Below are 15,732 nucleotides of genomic sequence, written 5' to 3' on the forward strand. Positions count from 1 at the left end.
GCCCGTCGGGTGCGGTGGCATCCGCCGGATCGAGGACGGCCCGCACGGCCCGCGCGACGAGGTCAAGCACCTGTTCGTCCGCGACAGCGGACGCGGACGCGGCTGGGGCCGCGGGATCCTCGACGACCTCGAGCGCCGGGCCCGCGAGCGCGGCGCCGCGGAACTCGTCCTCGACACGCATCACACGCTCCCCGAATCCCCTCCGCCCCCGGCGGCGTCGCCCCCGGCAGCCCCGCAGCCGACAGCGCCGCACCTGCCCTGCACAACCCCGCCACGGGAGGAGATTCCGGCGCGGGAGGACAGCCCGAGGCCCTGGCATCCTCCGCTCCCCGAATCCCCTCCGCCCCCGGCGGCGTCGCCCCCGGCAGCCCCGCAGCCGACAGCGCCGCACCTGCCCTGCACAACCCCGCCACGGGAGGAGATTCCGGCACGGGAGGACAGCCCGAGGCCGCGGCATCCTCCGCTCCCCGAATCACCTCCGCTCGTCCCGCCGGCGACGCGGCTCGCGCCAATGCCCCGGCGGCAGCGCACAGCGCCGACCCCGGCGTGCTCCGTCTCGCCGAGGCCGCAGCAGACCCGCTCGCGCTCGACGACGCCGACTGGACGCGGCTGCTCCACGCCACCGGCGCCGAGCTCGACGCCCTGACCGCCGCGGCCGACGACGCGCGTCGCTACACCGTCGGCGAGCCGGTGACCCTGGTCCGCAACCGCAACCTCACCTCGACCGGCTACCGGCGCGCGGGCCGCGCGGGCGTGGGAGAGTTCGACCTCGCGGATGCCGAGGCGATCGCCGCGGATGCCGCCGACCTCGGCGCCACCGAGATCTGCATCCAGGGCGCTCTTCCCGCCGAGGAAGACCCCTCGGGGTACCTCGACCTCGTGCGGGCCGTGAAGCGCGGGGCTCCTGGCATCCATGTCCACGCATTCCGTCCGCTCGACGTGCGCGACCTCGCCGACCGTGGCGGACTCGGGCTCGACGGCGCCCTCGCGGCGATGCGCGAGGCCGGTGTCGACACGGTCCCGGGCACGGGGGTCAAGGTGCTGAGCGAGCGCGTGCGCGCGCTCGTCGCGCCGGACGACCTCGAGATCGATCGCTGGGCCGAGGGCATCACGGCCGCGCATCGGGCGGGGTTCCGCTCGACCTCGGTGCTCTTCTACGGCCACGTCGAGACCGCGGCCGAGCGCATCGCGCACCTGCGCCGGCTGCGCAGCATCCAGGCCGAGACGCGAGGCTTCGCGGAGTTCGTGCCGATCCCGCTCCCCGGCGGCGACGTGCCGCTGGTCGCCGGGCGTTCCGCGATCCACGAGCATCGCGCGATGGTCGCGGTGTCGCGGCTGCTGCTGTCGGGCGCGATCCCGCACGTGCAGATCCCGTGGACCCGCGTGGGCCGCGAGACCGCCGCCGTCCTCCTGCGCTCCGGCGGCGACGACCTCGGCGGCACGCTCTACGACGGTCGCGTGCTGCCCGACACGGGCATCGAGCAGGGGCTCGAGCTGCCGGTGAAGGATGCCGAGCGCCTCGCCCGCAGCCTGATGCGGCCGTTCCGCCTGCGCACGACCGACTACGGCGTGGCCGCCGCGCACGCCGCCGCCGGAGCGACTGCGTGAGCGTCGTCGACGTCGTCGTGGTCGGCGCGGGCTTCGCCGGGCTCGGCATGGCCGGTGCCCTGCACCGCGCGGGCCGCGACGACGTCGTGATCATCGAGCGCGCGGGCGACGTCGGCGGAACCTGGCGCGACAACACCTACCCGGGCGTGGCGTGCGACGTCCCCGCGCACCTGTACAGCTACGCGGCGCACCCGCACGCCGGCTGGTCCCGCACGTTCGCCGAGGGACACGAGATCCAGCAGTACCTGCGCGACGTGGCCGCGGGCGTCGGCGAGAGCATCCGGCTGCACACTCCGCTCGTGGGGGCGGAGTGGGATGCCGAGACCTCGGTCTGGCACGTCGACACCGGCGCCGAGGTCCTTCAGGCACGCTCGCTCGTCCTCGCGTGCGGACGCCTCACCGAACCGCACGTCCCCGCGATCGACGGCCTCGAGTCGTTCGCCGGTCCGCTGTTCCACTCCGCGCGCTGGGACCACGACGTCGACCTCACCGGCAAGCGCGTGGCGGTCGTCGGGACCGGCGCGAGCGCCGTGCAGCTCGTCCCCGAGCTCGCGCGGCGCGCCGCCCACGTGACGCTGTTCCAGCGCACTCCGGCGTGGATCGTCCCCCGCGGGGGCGGCGAGATCCCCGCCGAGGAGCGCGAGCGCCTCGCCGAGAACCCCGGCGCCCTTGCACGCCTCCGCGCCGAGCTGTACGCCGAGGGGGAAGCGCGCTTCGCGTCCCGGTCCGGCGACGCCGCGGCCTCCGCCGCCGCTCGCGATGCCGCTCTTGCGCACCTGCACGCCCAGGTCGCCGACCCTGCGCTGCGCGCCGCCCTGACCCCCGATTACGCCTTCGGCTGCAAGCGTGTGCTGCTCTCGGACGCGTTCTACCCGGCCGTGGCATCCGATCGGGTGACCCTCGAACCGAGCGCGCTCGACCGCGTCGACGGGTCGACGCTCACCGCGGCGAGCGGACGGGAGCACGAGGCCGACGTGCTCGTGCTCGCCACCGGCTTCGCCTCGACGCAGCAGCCGTACGCCGACCTCGTGCGCGGCGAGGACGGCACGCTCGCCGAGCACTGGTCCGAGGGCATGACGTCGTTCGGATCCACCGTGGTCGCCGGCTTCCCGAACCTGTTCGTCCTCAACGGCCCCAACGCGAGCCTCGGGCACAACTCGGCGGTCCTCATGATCGAGGAGCAGGCCGCGTACGTCGTCCGTGCCCTCGCCGAGCGCGATCGTCGCCCCGATCGCGTGCTGCGCGTCCGCCCCGAGGCCGAGGCGGCCTACACCGACGAGATCGCCGCCGCCGCGGCATCCACGCCCTGGATGACCGGCGGATGCCGCAACTGGTACGTCGACGAGAGATCGGGGCGGCTGACGCTGCTGTGGCCGGGCACCGTGCAGGCGTTCCACGAGAGACTGACCGGTACCGACGGGTCGGAGTTCGAACCCGCGCACACCCCCGTGCGCGGCTGACGCATCGCCCGCGTAGGCGGGTCACGAAGAAGGAGAATCATGGTCGTTCCGCTGCGATTCGGATACAAGGCCTCGAGCGAGCAGTTCGGGCCGAACGAGCTGCTCGACTTCAGCGTGCTGGCCGAGGAGGTCGGGTTCGACTCGGTCTTCCTCTCCGACCACCTGCAGCCGTGGCGGCACGAGGGCGGCCACGCCCCGAACGCCCTGCCGTGGCTCGGAGCGCTCGGCGCCCGCACTTCCCGGGTGATCCTCGGCACGTCGGTGCTGACCCCCACGTTCCGCTACCACCCGGGAGTCATCGCGCAGGTGTTCGCGACGCTCGGCGTGATGTTCCCCGGACGCGTCGCCCTCGGCGTCGGCACCGGCGAGGCCCTCAACGAGGTGACCCTCGGTCTCGAGTGGCCCGAGCCGCCCGAGCGCTTCCAGCGTCTGAAGGAGGCGATCACCCTCATCGACAAGCTCTGGACCGAAGATCGGGTCACCTTCGAGGGCACCCACTACTCGGTGAAGGATGCCACGATCTACGACCGCCCCGAGCAGAAGGTGCCGATCTACATCGGCGCCTCGGGTCCCGCGGCGACGCGGCTCGCCGGGCGCATCGCGGAGGGCTACATCACCACGAGCGGCAAGGATCCGTCCCTGTACACGGAGACGCTGCTGCCCGCCCTCGACGACGGCCTCGCCAAGGCCGGCCGCACGCGCGACGACGTCGACACGCTCATGGAGGTCAAGGTCGCGTACCACCCCGACCGCGAGACCGCACTCGAGAAGACGCGTTTCTGGGCTCCCCTGGCCCTGTCGGCGGAAGAGAAGATGAGCGTGCACGACCCGATCGAGATGGCGCGCCTGGCCGACGAGTTGCCGATCGAGCGGGCGGCATCCCGGTTCATCGTCTCGACCGACCCCGACGAGCACGTCGAGCGCATCGCGCACTACGTCGACCTGGGCTTCCGCCACCTGGTGTTCCACGACCCGGGCCACGACCAGGAGGAGTTCCTGCGCACGTACGGCGCGGAGATCCTGCCACGGCTGCGGGCGCGGTTCAGCTGAGGCCGGGGGGCGGCGCGGCGGGACACGCGGCGTCCCGCCCGGCGGCGTCGTGTCCCGCGCTCCGGGGTGCCTGCCGCGGGTGGGTTTCCGCGGCGTCGTGTGCCGCGGCGTGTCCCGCGCTCCGGTGATTCCCCGCCGCTGCAGCACGAATCGCGGGCGCACCGCTACCCCCGTCCGGAAATATCCGGAGTCCGGCACACAATGGATCCGATGAGCATTCCTGAGATCCGCGACGGGTGGACGATCGTCGTGCCCGTGAAGCCCGCCGCGCTCGGCAAGACGCGGCTGACCGCCGTGACCGCCGAGCGCGAGGCCCTCGCGCGCGCGATCGCGCTCGACACGATCGCCGCCGCCGCCGCGACCCCGCGCGTCTCGCACGTGCTGGTGGTGACCGATGACGCCGAGGTGTCCGCCCTGGTGTCGCAGTGGCCCGCGGTCGACGTGGTCCCCGAAGGCGATGTGCGCGGCCTCGACGCCGCAATCGCCCTGGGCGCGGACGCCGCCGGTCGGGGCGCGCCCCGCGCGGCGCTGCTGGGCGACGTGCCCGCACTGACGCCGCAGGATCTCGACGCCGCGCTGAAGCTCGCGGGCGAGGTGGAACGGGGGCTGGTCCCGGATGCCGAGGGCACCGGCTCCACCCTCGTCACCGCCCGCCCCGGCGCGGTGTGGGTGTCCGCCTTCGGCGCCGACTCCGCGGCCCGGCACCGACTCCTGGGTTGCACCGACCTCGCGGTTCCGCGAGGGTCGACCCTGCGCCGGGATGTCGACACCGCCGCGCAGCTCGCCGAGGCCGTGGCCCTCGGCGTCGGCCCGCGAACGGCCGCCGTGCTCGCGGCAGCGGCGGCCTGACGCCGCCCGCGGCGGCCTGACGCGGCCCGCGAATCTCGCAGAATCCCGCGAACTTCGCAGATTTCGGCCCGAATTCTGCGAGATCGGGGCGAATCTGCGACGTTCGCGCCGACCCCGCGACCTACGCGCCGAGCGCCGCGTCGGCGATCGCGGCCGAAGCCTCTTCGTCGCGCATCCACAGCGGCGCGACCACCGCATGGATCCCCGCCGTCTCCACCGCCGCAGCCGCGGCGGCATCCTCCTCGGCGAGGAGCCACACGTCGAGCAGCCCCTCCGCCGACCGCGCGCCGTAGTGCCGGGCGACGGCCGCGGCCGAGGTCTCGACGCCGATCGCCGTCAAGCACACGTCGGCCATGCCGCGCACGACCCGGCCGCCGATGATCGGCGACACGCCCACGACGCGGGCCGCCGTGGACCGCAGCGCCTCCCGGATCCCCGGCACCGCGAGGATCGGCCCGATCGAGACGACCGGGTTCGACGGGGCGAACAGCACCACATCGGCCCGCGCGATCGCCTCGAGGACGCCGGGTGCGGGTCTGGCATCCACGATTCCGGGGTTCTCGAACCGCGTCGGGGCCAGGGCGGCGCGGTAGCGCGTCCACCACTCCTGGAAGTGCAGACGCCTGCCGTCCTCGACGTGCACGTGCGTGTCGACCTCGCTGTCGCTCATCGGGAGCAGATGGATGCCGAGCGGCCACCGCTGCGCCATCCGACCGAGGACCTCGGTCGGGGTGAAACCCTCGCGCAGCCACCCGGTGCGGGCGAGGTGCGTGCCCAGGTCGAGATCGCCGAGCGTGAACCACGGCCACCCCGCGCCCCACGCCTGCAACTCCTCGTTCACCCGCTCGGTGTCACCCGCGCGCCCCCAGCCGCGGACGGTGTCGTTGACCCCGGCGAGCGCGTACGTGATCGAGTCGACGTCGGGCTGCAGCCGCACGCCCGAGAGCCACAGGTCGTCCCCGGTGTTGACGACGACCGTCGCCTCGGGCGCCCCGAGCCGCCGCAGGGCCGCGCGCACGCCGAGGGTGAACTTCGATCCACCGACACCGCCGGCGAGCACGACGACGCGAGGCTGAGGGTTTGGCATCCGTCCAGTCTTCCACCGCCGCGAGGCGGCGCGACGCGTCAGGCGCCGCCGAGCGCGGACCAGACCGCGCGGGCACCGCTGTCGCCGACGAGCACGAGGTCGACGGTCGTGCCGATCGCGACCGCGACCGCGACGACGGCGATGACGCCCGTGATGATCCGTGCGCCGGCGAGGGGGCGGTCCGCGCGCCGGGCGCGCCACCAGAACCAGCCCCACTGCGCGACCGCGACCACGATCAGGAAGAACGCCCAGATCACGGGGCCGTCTCCCATCTCGGTGTGCGCCTCGACCAGCGCCGACGACGGTACCTGGCGCTCGAGCGCTTCGCCTGCCTCCTTCGCCAGCAGCGCGAACCCGCCGCCGACGATCGCGACGATGGGGGTTAGGATGCCGAGCCGCCGACGCGCGGCCGGCCACACGCTGCCGATGATGAGCATCAGCGCCGCGAGCGGCAACAGCACGACGACGGCGTGCACGAGGAGGGGGTGAAGCGGGAGGCCCGCGAACTGCCACATGCGCTGATCACAGCACAGTGCCGGGCCGCAATCCAGGCAGGTAATGCTGCCCTTCCGCCGTGGGATGATGCGGCGTTTCGGGACGGTCGGTGCGCCCCGGCGGCCCCGCCATAAACGCTCTCCCTCGACCGAAACGCCCGGACACAGCGTTTCTGCCGAGCCGGAGCGTTTATCGGCGCCCGGACGAGGCGAAACTCAGCGCGCCGACCGGCGCCGAGCGAGATGCGCCCGCCAGCGCCGCCCTACTGCGCGAGCAGCGTCGGGTCGGCCGCGCCGGCCGCGGCCCGCGCGGCCCCCGGCAGAGCCTCGAGCACCCGCTCGAGCGCGAGGTCGTCGTGCGCGGCAGTGAGGAACCACGCCTCGAAGACGCTCGGGGGCAGGGAGATGCCGGCATCCAGCATCGCGTGGAAGAACGGGGCGTAGCGCCACGACTGCTGCGTCAGCGCCGTGGCGTAGTCGCGCGGCACCTCGGGGAGGAATGCGACACCGAACAGGGATCCGGCGCGCGGGACGGCGTGCACGACGCCCTCCGCGGTCAGGGCGTCGTCAAGGGCAGAAGCAACGCGTGCGGCCGAGGCGTCGACCGCGGCGTACACCTCGGGCGTCGCCAGACGCAGCGTGGCCAGGCCCGCGGCGACCGACAGCGGGTTCCCCGACAGCGTGCCGGCCTGGTAGACGGGACCGAGCGGCGCGAGCTGGTCCATGACGTCGGCGCGGCCGCCGAGGGCGGCCAGTGGCATCCCTCCGCCGACGACCTTGCCGAACGTGAGGATGTCGGGCAGGTACGTCTCGCCCTGCGACGCCTGCAGGCCCCAGAAGCCGGCGGGGTGCACGCGGAATCCGGTGAGGACCTCGTCCACGATGAGCAGCGCGCCGTGGCTGTGCGCGATGTCGGCGAGCGCGGCGTTGAAGCCCGGCAGCGGCGGGACGACACCCATGTTCGCGGATGCCGCCTCGACGATGATCGCGGCGATGTTCTCGCCGTGCACCGCGAACGCCTCGCGCACCGCGTCGAGGTCGTTGTAGGGAAGGACGAGCGTCTGCGCGGCGATCGGGGCGGGCACACCGGCGGAACCGGGGAGCGCGAGCGTCGCGACGCCGGACCCGGCGGCGGCCAGCAGCCCGTCGGAGTGCCCGTGGTAGTGGCCCGCGAATTTGATCAGCAGGTCACGGCCGGTGGCTCCGCGCGCGAGACGGATCGCCGTCATCGTCGCCTCGGTGCCCGTCGAGACCAGACGCACCTTCTCGACCGGCGCGAGATCCCCGACGCGCACGCGGTGGGCGATCAGGTCGGCGAGCTCGACCTCGGCGCCCGTCGGCGCACCGAAGGACAGACCCTTGGATGCCGCCGACTGCACGGCCCCGACCACTTCGGGGTGCGCGTGGCCGAGGAGCGCCGGACCCCACGAGGCGACGAGGTCGACGTATTCTCGGCCCGCGGCATCCGTGATGCGGGCGCCCGCGGCGGACTGCACGAACCGCGGCGTTCCGCCGACGGATCCGTACGCCCGCACCGGCGAGTTCACTCCGCCCGGGATGACGTCCTTCGCGCGCGCGAACCACCGTTCGTTGAGGTCAGTCATGTCTTCCATTCTCCCGGGCACCCTCGCGTGAGGGGTCAAGAACTGTCGCTTCAGCGCCGCGCAGGCGACAGAAATTGACCCCTCACGCGCCGGAGGCGGGGTTACAGGTCGGCGCGTAGCCAGTGCGCGGCCTCGAGGGCCCAGTACGTCAGGATCGCGTCGGCGCCGGCGCGACGGATGCCGAGGAGGCTCTCCAGCACGGCTCCGCGGCGGTCGATCCAGCCGTGGGCCGCGGCGGCCTCGATCATCGCGTACTCGCCCGACACCTGGTACGCCCACACCGGCACGTCGACGGCGGCGCGCACGTCGGCGAGGACGTCGAGGTACGGCAGCGCCGGCTTGACCATCACGACGTCGGCACCCTCTTCGACGTCGAGCAGCGCCTCGCGCACGCCCTCGCGACCGTTGCCGGGGTCGAGCTGATACGTCCGGCGGTCGCCCTTGAGCTGCGAGTCCACGGCCTCACGGAACGGACCGTAGAACGCCCCCGCGTACTTCGCGGAGTACGCCAGGATCAACGTGTCGGTGAAGCCCTCGGCATCCAGCGCCTGACGCACCGCGCCGACCTGGCCGTCCATCATCCCGGAGAGCCCGAGCATCGCCGAGCCCGCGCGCGCCTGCGCGAGCCCCATCGCGGTGTACCTCTCGAGAGTCGCGTCGTTGTCCACGGTGCCGTCGGCCGCGAGCACACCGCAGTGGCCGTGGTCGGTGAACTCGTCGAGGCACAGGTCGGTCTGCACGACGAGCGCGTCGCCGACCTCGGAGATCACGGTCTCGGTCGCGACGTTCAGGATGCCGTTCGGGTCGTCGGCACCAGAGCCCACCGCGTCGCGGGTCTCGGGCACGCCGAAGAGCATGACGCCACCGATGCGGGCAGCCGCGGCTTCGGCGACGACCCGACGCAGCGAGTCGAGCGAGTGCTGCACGACGCCCGGCATCGAGCCGATGGGCACCTGCTCGCTGAGGCCCTCGCGGACGAACAGCGGCAGCACGAGCTGCGACGGCACGAGGTGCGTCTCGCGGGCGAGGCGGCGGGTGGCGGGGGTGCGGCGCAGGCGCCGCGGGCGGTACTCGGGGAAGCTCATGCGGGGGTCTCGGACTCCGGGGGGAGGGTGAATCGGGCGACGGCCTCGATCAGGGAGTCGACGGTCTGCCGCTCGGCGACGACGTCGACGGTGAGGCCCGCGCGCTTGGCATCCTTCGCGGTGCGCGGACCGATCGCGGCGATGACGGTGGATGCCGGGATCTCGGGGAACTGTTCGACCACCTGTTCGGCGACCGAACCGCTGGTGATGAGGATCGCGTTGATGCGTCCGGAGTGGACATCCCCGGCGATCTTCTCGGTGACGGGGACGCCGACCGTGCGGTACGCCACGACGCTGCGGACGTGGTGTCCGGCCTCGATCAGCAGACGCGTGAGCACGGGCTTGGCGATCTCGCTGCGGAGCGTGAGGACGCTGCGCGGCTCGGTCTCCAGCGCGATCATCTGCTCGGCCATGCCCTGCGCCGAGTTGTCGCGCTCGGGCACGAGATCGACGCGGTACCCGACGGCCTGCATCGCGGCGGCGGTGGTCTCACCGACGGCGGCGACCTTCGTCCGGGCGGGGATGACGGCCCGGTAGGCGTACAGCACGTCGACCGTGGTCGCGCTGGTGAGCGTGAGCCAGTCGAACGCTCCGTCGGCGAGGTCGGAGAGGGCCTGGTCGAGCGTCGCCTGGTCGTTCGTCGGCGCGAAGTTGATCAGCGGCGCGATGACCGGAACGGCCCCGCGCTGGCGGAGGCTCGCGGCGACACCGTCGCCCCACGGGCCACCGCGGGGCACGAGGACGCGCCGGCCGGCGAGCGGCTTGTCTGGGGTCGGCGTGTGCCGGTGGCCTTCATTCATGTGGTCGACTCTCGTGGTACCAGGTCGGCCGCCCCGCGTTCGAGCAACCGACGCGCGGCTTCTTGGCCCGCTCGCGTCGCGTGCGCGATGGGTCCCCCGTCGTCGGCAGCATTCGCACCATTGCCACTGCCAGTTTCCCCACCATACCCCGGCTCTACACGCACGGTCCGATCGATACCGATCCGATGCGAGCCGTCGAGGGCGTACACGATGGCCCGGAGCCGCAGATCGCCGTCGACGAGCGCAGCGTGCGTCGCGACCGGCGCGTGGCAGCCGGCATCCAGGACCGAGAGCACCGTGCGCTCCGCCGTGATCGCGATGCGCGTCGCCTCGTCGTCGAGCGCCGCGAGGGCGGCGAGGGTCTCGGGGTCGATGTCGGCGCGGGTCTCGATCGCGAGAGACCCCTGCCCCGGAGCGGTCGGCCATTCGGCGAGACCCAGGTACTCGGCCTCGAGGCCGCCCAGGTCGCCGCCGAGCCGCGAGATTCCCGCGGCCGCGAGGATGACGGCATCCAGGTCTCCGTCGCGGACGCGCGCGAGGCGCGAGTCGACGTTGCCGCGGATGTCCCGGACGTCGACTCCCGGGTTGTGCCGCAGCACCTGCGCGATGCGGCGCGGAGACCCCGTGCCGACGCGCGACCCGGCGGGCAGCTCGGACAGCGGCGTGCCGCCGCGGGTCACGACGACGTCGCGTGCGTCCTCGCGGCGGGGAGTCGCGGCGATGACGAGCCCCTCGGGCTGCAGCGTCGGCAGATCTTTGAGCGAGTGCACGAGGAAGTCGCAGCGGTCGGCGGCGAGCGCCTCGCGCAGACCGTTCGCGAAGACGCCCCGACCGCCGAGCTGCGACAGCGACGCGCGGTTGACGTCGCCCTCGGACACGATCGGAACGAGTTCGACCTCGCGACCGGATGCCTCGGCCACCGCATCGGCGACCATCTGGGACTGCGCCATGGCCAGCGCGCTGCGCCGGGTGCCCAGGCGCAGGGCGGCGATCACTGGAGGATCTCGGGGATCTCGTCGAGGGTGACGCGGCGACCCGTGTAGAACGGCACCTCTTCGCGGACGTGGCGGCGGGCCTCGGTGTAGCGGAGGTCGCGCATCATGTCGACGAGGTCGGTGAGGTCGTCGGCCTCCATCGGCAGCAGCCACTCGTAGTCACCCAGGGCGAAGGATGCCACGGTGTTGGCGATCACGCCCGTGTACTGCGAGCCCTTCTTGCCGTGCTCGATGAGCATCTCGCGGCGCTCGGCCTCGGGCAGCAGGTACCACTCGTAGCTGCGGACGAACGGGTACAGGCAGAGCCAGTCCTTCGCGTCGATGCCGCGGAGGAAGCCGGGCACGTGCGACCGGTTGAACTCGGCATCCCGATGCACGCCCATGGCGTTCCACGTCGGGAGCAGGTTCTTCAGCAGCTCGGTGCGGCGGAGGCGCCGCAGGTCGCGCTGCAGCGCCTGGGGGTCGGCGCCGTGCAGCCAGACCATGAGGTCGGCGTCGGCGCGCAGGCCGCTGACGTCGTAGAACCCGCGGATCGTGACGCCGTCCGCCTCGATCAGGTCGACCAGGTCGGACAGCTCGGTGGCGTCGGCCTCGGTGACGGGGTTCTCGGGGTCGCGGCGGAGGACCGCCCACAGGGTGTAGATGGAGGAGGAGTCATCGTGGGCCATGCGTCAATCCTCGCCCTCCCGGCGCGCCGCTCCAAACCGGTTGACTCACCGCCGAACCACCGGCGGCCGCCCGTCGAGGTAGCGGGTGCCAGATCACGTGAACTGGCCGAGTGCACACGTCATGGCGGCGCACGAGCCGTACGTTCGACCAGATCACGTGAACTGGCCGATCAGGCAGCACCCGGACGGGGCACGTCGAACGCCCGCGGTCCGGAGCGGAACGCGGGCGTTCGAGGAAATGGATGCCGGGACGGCGACGCCGCGGCGGACGCGCAGGTCAGCGCGTGTAGGCGCGGACCAGGGCCCAGACGGTCAGGCCGACCGTGGCGGCGACACCGACGACCACCGCGGCAGCCGCGGCGGGGTTGCGGCGAGCGGACTCGCGCGCCTCGGCGACGCGCTCGTCGACGGCCTCGCTGAGCCGGCGCGGCAGGTTCGCCTTGACCTCGATGGCGGCGAGGGCCGCCTTGAGTTCGGCGCGGGCCTGCTCGACGGGGTCGGCGATGCCCAGGGGCACGGCCGTCTTCGGCACGGGAACGGGACGCTCAATACTCATCGCCGGCCTCCTTCACGATGCGGACGTCCTGCGCGATGGCCTGGCCCGGGTTCTCGCGCTTCGACAGCTTCTTGAACCGGAGGTATCCCAGCAGCGCGAGGATCGCGGTCACCACGAGCATCACGCCGAAGACCACCAGCGCGGAGAGCCACACCGGCCACCACGACGACAGCCCGGCGATGACGAACGCGAAGAAGACGGGGACGGCCCAGAAGACGACGATCAGGGCGCCGACGAACCAGCCCGCGCCGATCCCGGCATCCTTGGCGGTGCGGGCCGCCCAGGCCTTCGCCCCGTTGATCTCGGCGACGACGAGGTTGCGCACGAGTTCGGGGATGTCCCCGATCAGCGTGAACAGGCTGTCGTCGGCGCGATCGCGGAAACCGCGGGGAGTGGTCATCGTCAGCTCTCCGAGGACGTGGAGCTGTTCTTGTTGGCCTGCGCGCGCGTGGTGGCGGTCTTCTCGGCGCTCTTCGCGTCGTCGACGGAGTCCTCGACCGCGTCGGCGACCTCGTGAGCCGAGGCCTTCGCGGCGCGGCCGGCACGCTCGGCGCGCTCGGAGACGGTGCCCGACTGCGACGCGGCACCGGTGACCGACTTCGCGCCCTTCCACACCACGCCGGGCACGGACTTGAGGGCGGAGACGCCGAACGCCTTCACCTTCTCGACCTGGCCCTGGACGACGGGCTGGTCCCAGACCTTCTCGGCCTGCGCCTTGATCTGCTCGTACCGTTCGCGGCCCGCGCGTGCTCCGAGCACGTAGCCCGCCACGAGTCCGACGACGAGTGCTGCTTTGCCCCTCATGGGGTCTCCTCACGCTCGATCAGTGCTGGTCGAGTCTCACGATAGCGATGTATTCCCGTTCCGGCATCCGCCCTTGACATGATCGCGCCGGACGCGAAACATCCTGTCAGCCGCGGTGCCACAGGGCGGCGCTGCGCACCCGGTCGGCCTCGGCGCGGGCATCGGGAATCACCTGCGCGAGACCCGTCCCCGACAACCAGGCACCCGTCGCCCCGAGACCGAGGACCGCGCGCACCGCACCCCGCGCCGCAGCGGTCTGCGCCGCACGCCCGATCGCGGCGCCGGGCTGCGACTGGACGTAGCGGACGCGGTGCGCCGCGCGCAGCGCGGACGGGGCGAGTTCCACGCCGAGCAGCGCCGCCGCCTCGGACAGCGCGAGTTCGGCCGCGGCATCGTCGTCCAGCGTCGCGGTCGCCGGCTCCTCACCCTGCGCTCCGAACGACACCCGGACGACGTGGATGCCGGGCTCAGTGGCATCCCGAACCCAATCCCATTTGGCCGTGGAATGCGTGAGGGCCTTCGCGACGTGGCTGCCGGGAACCGTGAGGACGCCGGTTCCGCGCGGGGCCGCGTCGAGCGCGGGAGCGTGCACGACGAGCGTCACGACCTCGACGACCGGCGCGATCGGCTCGGAATCGTCGAGGTTCGGAACGACGGGGGCGAGCAGCCGGCGCGCCACGCCCTCGGGGAGCGCCACGATCACGGCGTCGGCGTCCAGGGGCTCGTCATCGGTGTGGACGGTCCAGCCGCCGTCGCGCGGCGCGAGTTCGGTGACCGCGACACCGGTGCGCAGCTCCGCGCCGAGCTCGCCGAGCCGCGCGACGAGCGCGTCGACGAGCCGTGACATCCCGCCGACGATCCCCTCGACCGCGCCGCCGGGCGCCGGAGTGCGCGGCGCGGCGCCCTCCACGACCGGGACATCGGATGCCGGGGCGTCGGTCGGCGTGGGCGTGTTCCGGGCCGCGCGCAGCTCGGCCACGGCACCGCCCAGCGAGCCGGTGCGGGTGAGCGCGGCGTTGAGGCCGGGGGCGGCGAGGTCGACGTCGATGTCGTCCGGGCGCGCCGAATACACGCCGCTCGTCACGGGCGCGACGAGCCGATCGAGCACGCGCGCGCCCATGCGCTGACGCACGAGCGCGCCGAGGCTGTGCTGGTGGCCGATGGTGAGCGGCGGCCGCAGGCGATCGACGTACGCGCGCCACGCGCCGGCCCAGCCGATCACGCGCCGCACGTCGGGTGCCCAGGGATTGTCCGGGATGCCGAGCACCCCGCCCTTCGGCAGAGGGGCCGCCCCGACACCCGGCACGCCCGCCACCCACGCGCCCGCGCTGTTCGGGGGCACGACCTGATCGTCGAGGCCGAGCTCGGCCAGCAGCGCACGGACGATGCCGCCGCGCGTCGCGAAGCTCTCGGCGCCGACGTCGAGGGTCAGCCCGCCGACCTCGGCGGACCGCACGACTCCCCCGAAGGCGTCGGATGCCTCGAGCACGGTCACCCGCATGCCGACCTTGGCGCACTCCAGCGCCGCGACGAGCCCCGAGACGCCGCCGCCCGCGACGACGACGTGGCTCTCATGAGCGTGCTTCGCGAGACGCTCGAGCGGATCGCTCACTCCGCCTCCCCGTGCGCGCGGGCGACGATGCGCGTGAGCACCGTCGGATCGGTGTCGGGCGGCACCCCGTGGCCGAGGTTCAGTACGTGGGCGCGGGCCGCGCGGCCGCGCGCGAGGACGTCGTCGACGTGCGCGGCGAGCACCGGCCACGGCGCGCCGAGGAGCGCCGGATCGATGTTGCCCTGCAGCGTCGTGTCGGGGCCGACGATCGCGGCCGCCTCGTCGAGCGGCATCCGCCAGTCCACGCCGACCGCGTCGGCGATCCCGCCGAGGCGCATGTCGGCGAGGAACGGCCCGGTGCCGACGCCGAAGTGGATGCGCGGGACGTCGATGCCCTCGAGAGCCGTGCGCGAGTGCGGCGCGACGTACTCGAGGAACGCTGCGCGCGAGAGCGAACCGGCCCACGAATCGAACAGCTGCACGGCCTGCGCTCCACCGTCGATCTGCGCGGAGAGGAACGCGCGCGAGACCTCGGCCAGCCAGCCCGCGAGACGGTGCCAGGACTCGGGGTCGGCGTGCATCATGCCGCGCGCGCGCAGGTGCTCCTTCGACGGGCCACCCTCGACGAGGTACGCCGCGAGAGTGAACGGAGCCCCCGCGAAGCCGATGAGCGGCACGGCGTCGTCGAGCTCGGCGGCGACCAGGCGCACGGCCTCGCGGATCGGCTCCGCCGCGGCCGCCACGTCGGCCGGGTCGATCGCCGTGACCCGGGCGACGTCGGCGGCGGTGCGCACGGGCTCGGCGAACACCGGGCCGCGTCCGGGCTCGATCTCGACGGCGACGCCCGCCAACCGCAGCGGCACGACGATGTCGCTGAAGAAGATCGCGGCATCCACCCCGTGACGGCGGACCGGCTGCAGTGTGATCTCGGCCGCGAGGTCGGGGGTGAGGCACGCGTCGAGCATCCGCGTGCCGACGCGGAGGTCGCGGTACTCGGGCAGCGAGCGCCCGGCCTGCCGCATGAACCACACCGGCTGCCGCTCGGGGCGGTCGCCGCGGAGGGCACGGAGAAGGGGCGCGTCGGGGGAGGCCATGGCATCCATCCTCCCATTCGCGTTCT

The 15,732-nt window shown here is 73.3% G+C and carries 17 protein-coding genes; 5 read left to right on the forward strand and 12 right to left on the reverse strand.

The features are described from left to right. The first annotated feature begins 28 nt into the window (after positions 1-28). The 5 genes from I5G_RS25390 (at position 29) to cofC (ending at position 4,967) form a co-directional block, all read left to right on the forward strand. The gene (locus I5G_RS25390; protein ID WP_239642537.1) at positions 29-646 is read left to right on the forward strand and encodes a GNAT family N-acetyltransferase; all 618 of its coding nucleotides are present in this window, start codon (positions 29-31) and stop codon (positions 644-646) included. Beyond that, on the forward strand, positions 547-1,608 hold the full coding sequence (locus I5G_RS24085) for a hypothetical protein (RefSeq protein ID WP_239642536.1): 1,062 nt from the start codon (positions 547-549) through the stop codon (positions 1,606-1,608). Before I5G_RS25390 ends, I5G_RS24085 begins: the two co-directional genes overlap by 100 nt. Then, positions 1,605-3,068, forward strand: coding sequence for an NAD(P)/FAD-dependent oxidoreductase (locus I5G_RS12375; RefSeq protein WP_022879336.1), 1,464 nt, complete (start codon positions 1,605-1,607; stop codon positions 3,066-3,068). Before I5G_RS24085 ends, I5G_RS12375 begins: the two co-directional genes overlap by 4 nt. Before the next feature lie 39 nt (positions 3,069-3,107). Beyond that, a complete protein-coding gene (fgd, locus tag I5G_RS12380) occupies positions 3,108-4,118 on the forward strand; it encodes a glucose-6-phosphate dehydrogenase (coenzyme-F420) (RefSeq protein ID WP_022879337.1) in 1,011 nt (336 codons plus the stop codon). Positions 4,119-4,328: 210 nt separating this feature from the next. Further along, positions 4,329-4,967 (forward strand): 2-phospho-L-lactate guanylyltransferase, encoded by a 639-nt coding sequence (gene cofC, locus I5G_RS12385; protein WP_026095889.1) that lies wholly within the window; start codon positions 4,329-4,331, stop codon positions 4,965-4,967. A 121-nt stretch (positions 4,968-5,088) separates the two neighbouring features. On the opposite strand, the gene cofD is transcribed toward cofC, so the two are convergent. The 12 genes from cofD to hemE all read right to left on the reverse strand — a co-directional run bounded on the left by cofD (position 5,089) and on the right by hemE (position 15,706). Continuing rightward, positions 5,089-6,054: a 2-phospho-L-lactate transferase gene (gene cofD / locus I5G_RS12390; protein ID WP_022879339.1), complete on the reverse strand. Its 966-nt coding sequence runs from the start codon at positions 6,052-6,054 to the stop codon at positions 5,089-5,091. Between the two features lie 38 nt (positions 6,055-6,092). Next, positions 6,093-6,569, reverse strand: a complete 477-nt coding sequence (locus I5G_RS12395) for a DUF2231 domain-containing protein (RefSeq protein ID WP_022879340.1) — start codon at positions 6,567-6,569, stop codon at positions 6,093-6,095. A 242-nt stretch (positions 6,570-6,811) separates the two neighbouring features. Next, on the reverse strand, positions 6,812-8,152 hold the full coding sequence (locus tag I5G_RS12400; protein ID WP_022879341.1) for a glutamate-1-semialdehyde 2,1-aminomutase: 1,341 nt from the start codon (positions 8,150-8,152) through the stop codon (positions 6,812-6,814). Positions 8,153-8,253: 101 nt separating this feature from the next. Continuing rightward, a complete protein-coding gene (hemB, locus tag I5G_RS12405) occupies positions 8,254-9,237 on the reverse strand; it encodes a porphobilinogen synthase (protein WP_022879342.1) in 984 nt (327 codons plus the stop codon). Next, positions 9,234-10,037: a uroporphyrinogen-III synthase gene (locus I5G_RS12410; protein WP_022879343.1), complete on the reverse strand. Its 804-nt coding sequence runs from the start codon at positions 10,035-10,037 to the stop codon at positions 9,234-9,236. Before I5G_RS12410 ends, hemB begins: the two co-directional genes overlap by 4 nt. Then, a complete protein-coding gene (gene hemC, locus I5G_RS12415; protein WP_022879344.1) occupies positions 10,034-11,032 on the reverse strand; it encodes a hydroxymethylbilane synthase in 999 nt (332 codons plus the stop codon). The genes I5G_RS12410 and hemC overlap by 4 nt, the downstream gene beginning before the upstream one ends. Continuing rightward, positions 11,029-11,700 carry a hydrogen peroxide-dependent heme synthase gene (gene hemQ / locus I5G_RS12420; protein WP_022879345.1) on the reverse strand — a complete coding sequence of 224 codons (672 nt, stop codon included), beginning with the start codon at positions 11,698-11,700 and terminating at the stop codon, positions 11,029-11,031. The genes hemC and hemQ overlap by 4 nt, the downstream gene beginning before the upstream one ends. Before the next feature lie 277 nt (positions 11,701-11,977). Then, positions 11,978-12,256 (reverse strand): hypothetical protein, encoded by a 279-nt coding sequence (locus tag I5G_RS12425; protein WP_022879346.1) that lies wholly within the window; start codon positions 12,254-12,256, stop codon positions 11,978-11,980. After that, the gene (locus I5G_RS12430; protein WP_022879347.1) at positions 12,246-12,656 is read right to left on the reverse strand and encodes a phage holin family protein; all 411 of its coding nucleotides are present in this window, start codon (positions 12,654-12,656) and stop codon (positions 12,246-12,248) included. The genes I5G_RS12425 and I5G_RS12430 overlap by 11 nt, the downstream gene beginning before the upstream one ends. 2 nt (positions 12,657-12,658) lie before the next feature. Next, complete coding sequence (locus tag I5G_RS12435; protein ID WP_022879348.1) at positions 12,659-13,060, reverse strand: hypothetical protein; 402 nt, start codon at positions 13,058-13,060, stop codon at positions 12,659-12,661. Positions 13,061-13,166: 106 nt separating this feature from the next. Then, the gene (hemG, locus tag I5G_RS12440) at positions 13,167-14,672 is read right to left on the reverse strand and encodes a protoporphyrinogen oxidase (protein WP_022879349.1); all 1,506 of its coding nucleotides are present in this window, start codon (positions 14,670-14,672) and stop codon (positions 13,167-13,169) included. Further along, the gene (hemE, locus tag I5G_RS12445; protein WP_022879350.1) at positions 14,669-15,706 is read right to left on the reverse strand and encodes a uroporphyrinogen decarboxylase; all 1,038 of its coding nucleotides are present in this window, start codon (positions 15,704-15,706) and stop codon (positions 14,669-14,671) included. The genes hemG and hemE overlap by 4 nt, the downstream gene beginning before the upstream one ends. Positions 15,707-15,732: the final 26 nt, after the last annotated feature.

Origin of the sequence: Microbacterium sp. B19, from assembly GCF_000333395.1 — a bacterium.
Lineage (GTDB): Bacteria > Actinomycetota > Actinomycetes > Actinomycetales > Microbacteriaceae > Microbacterium.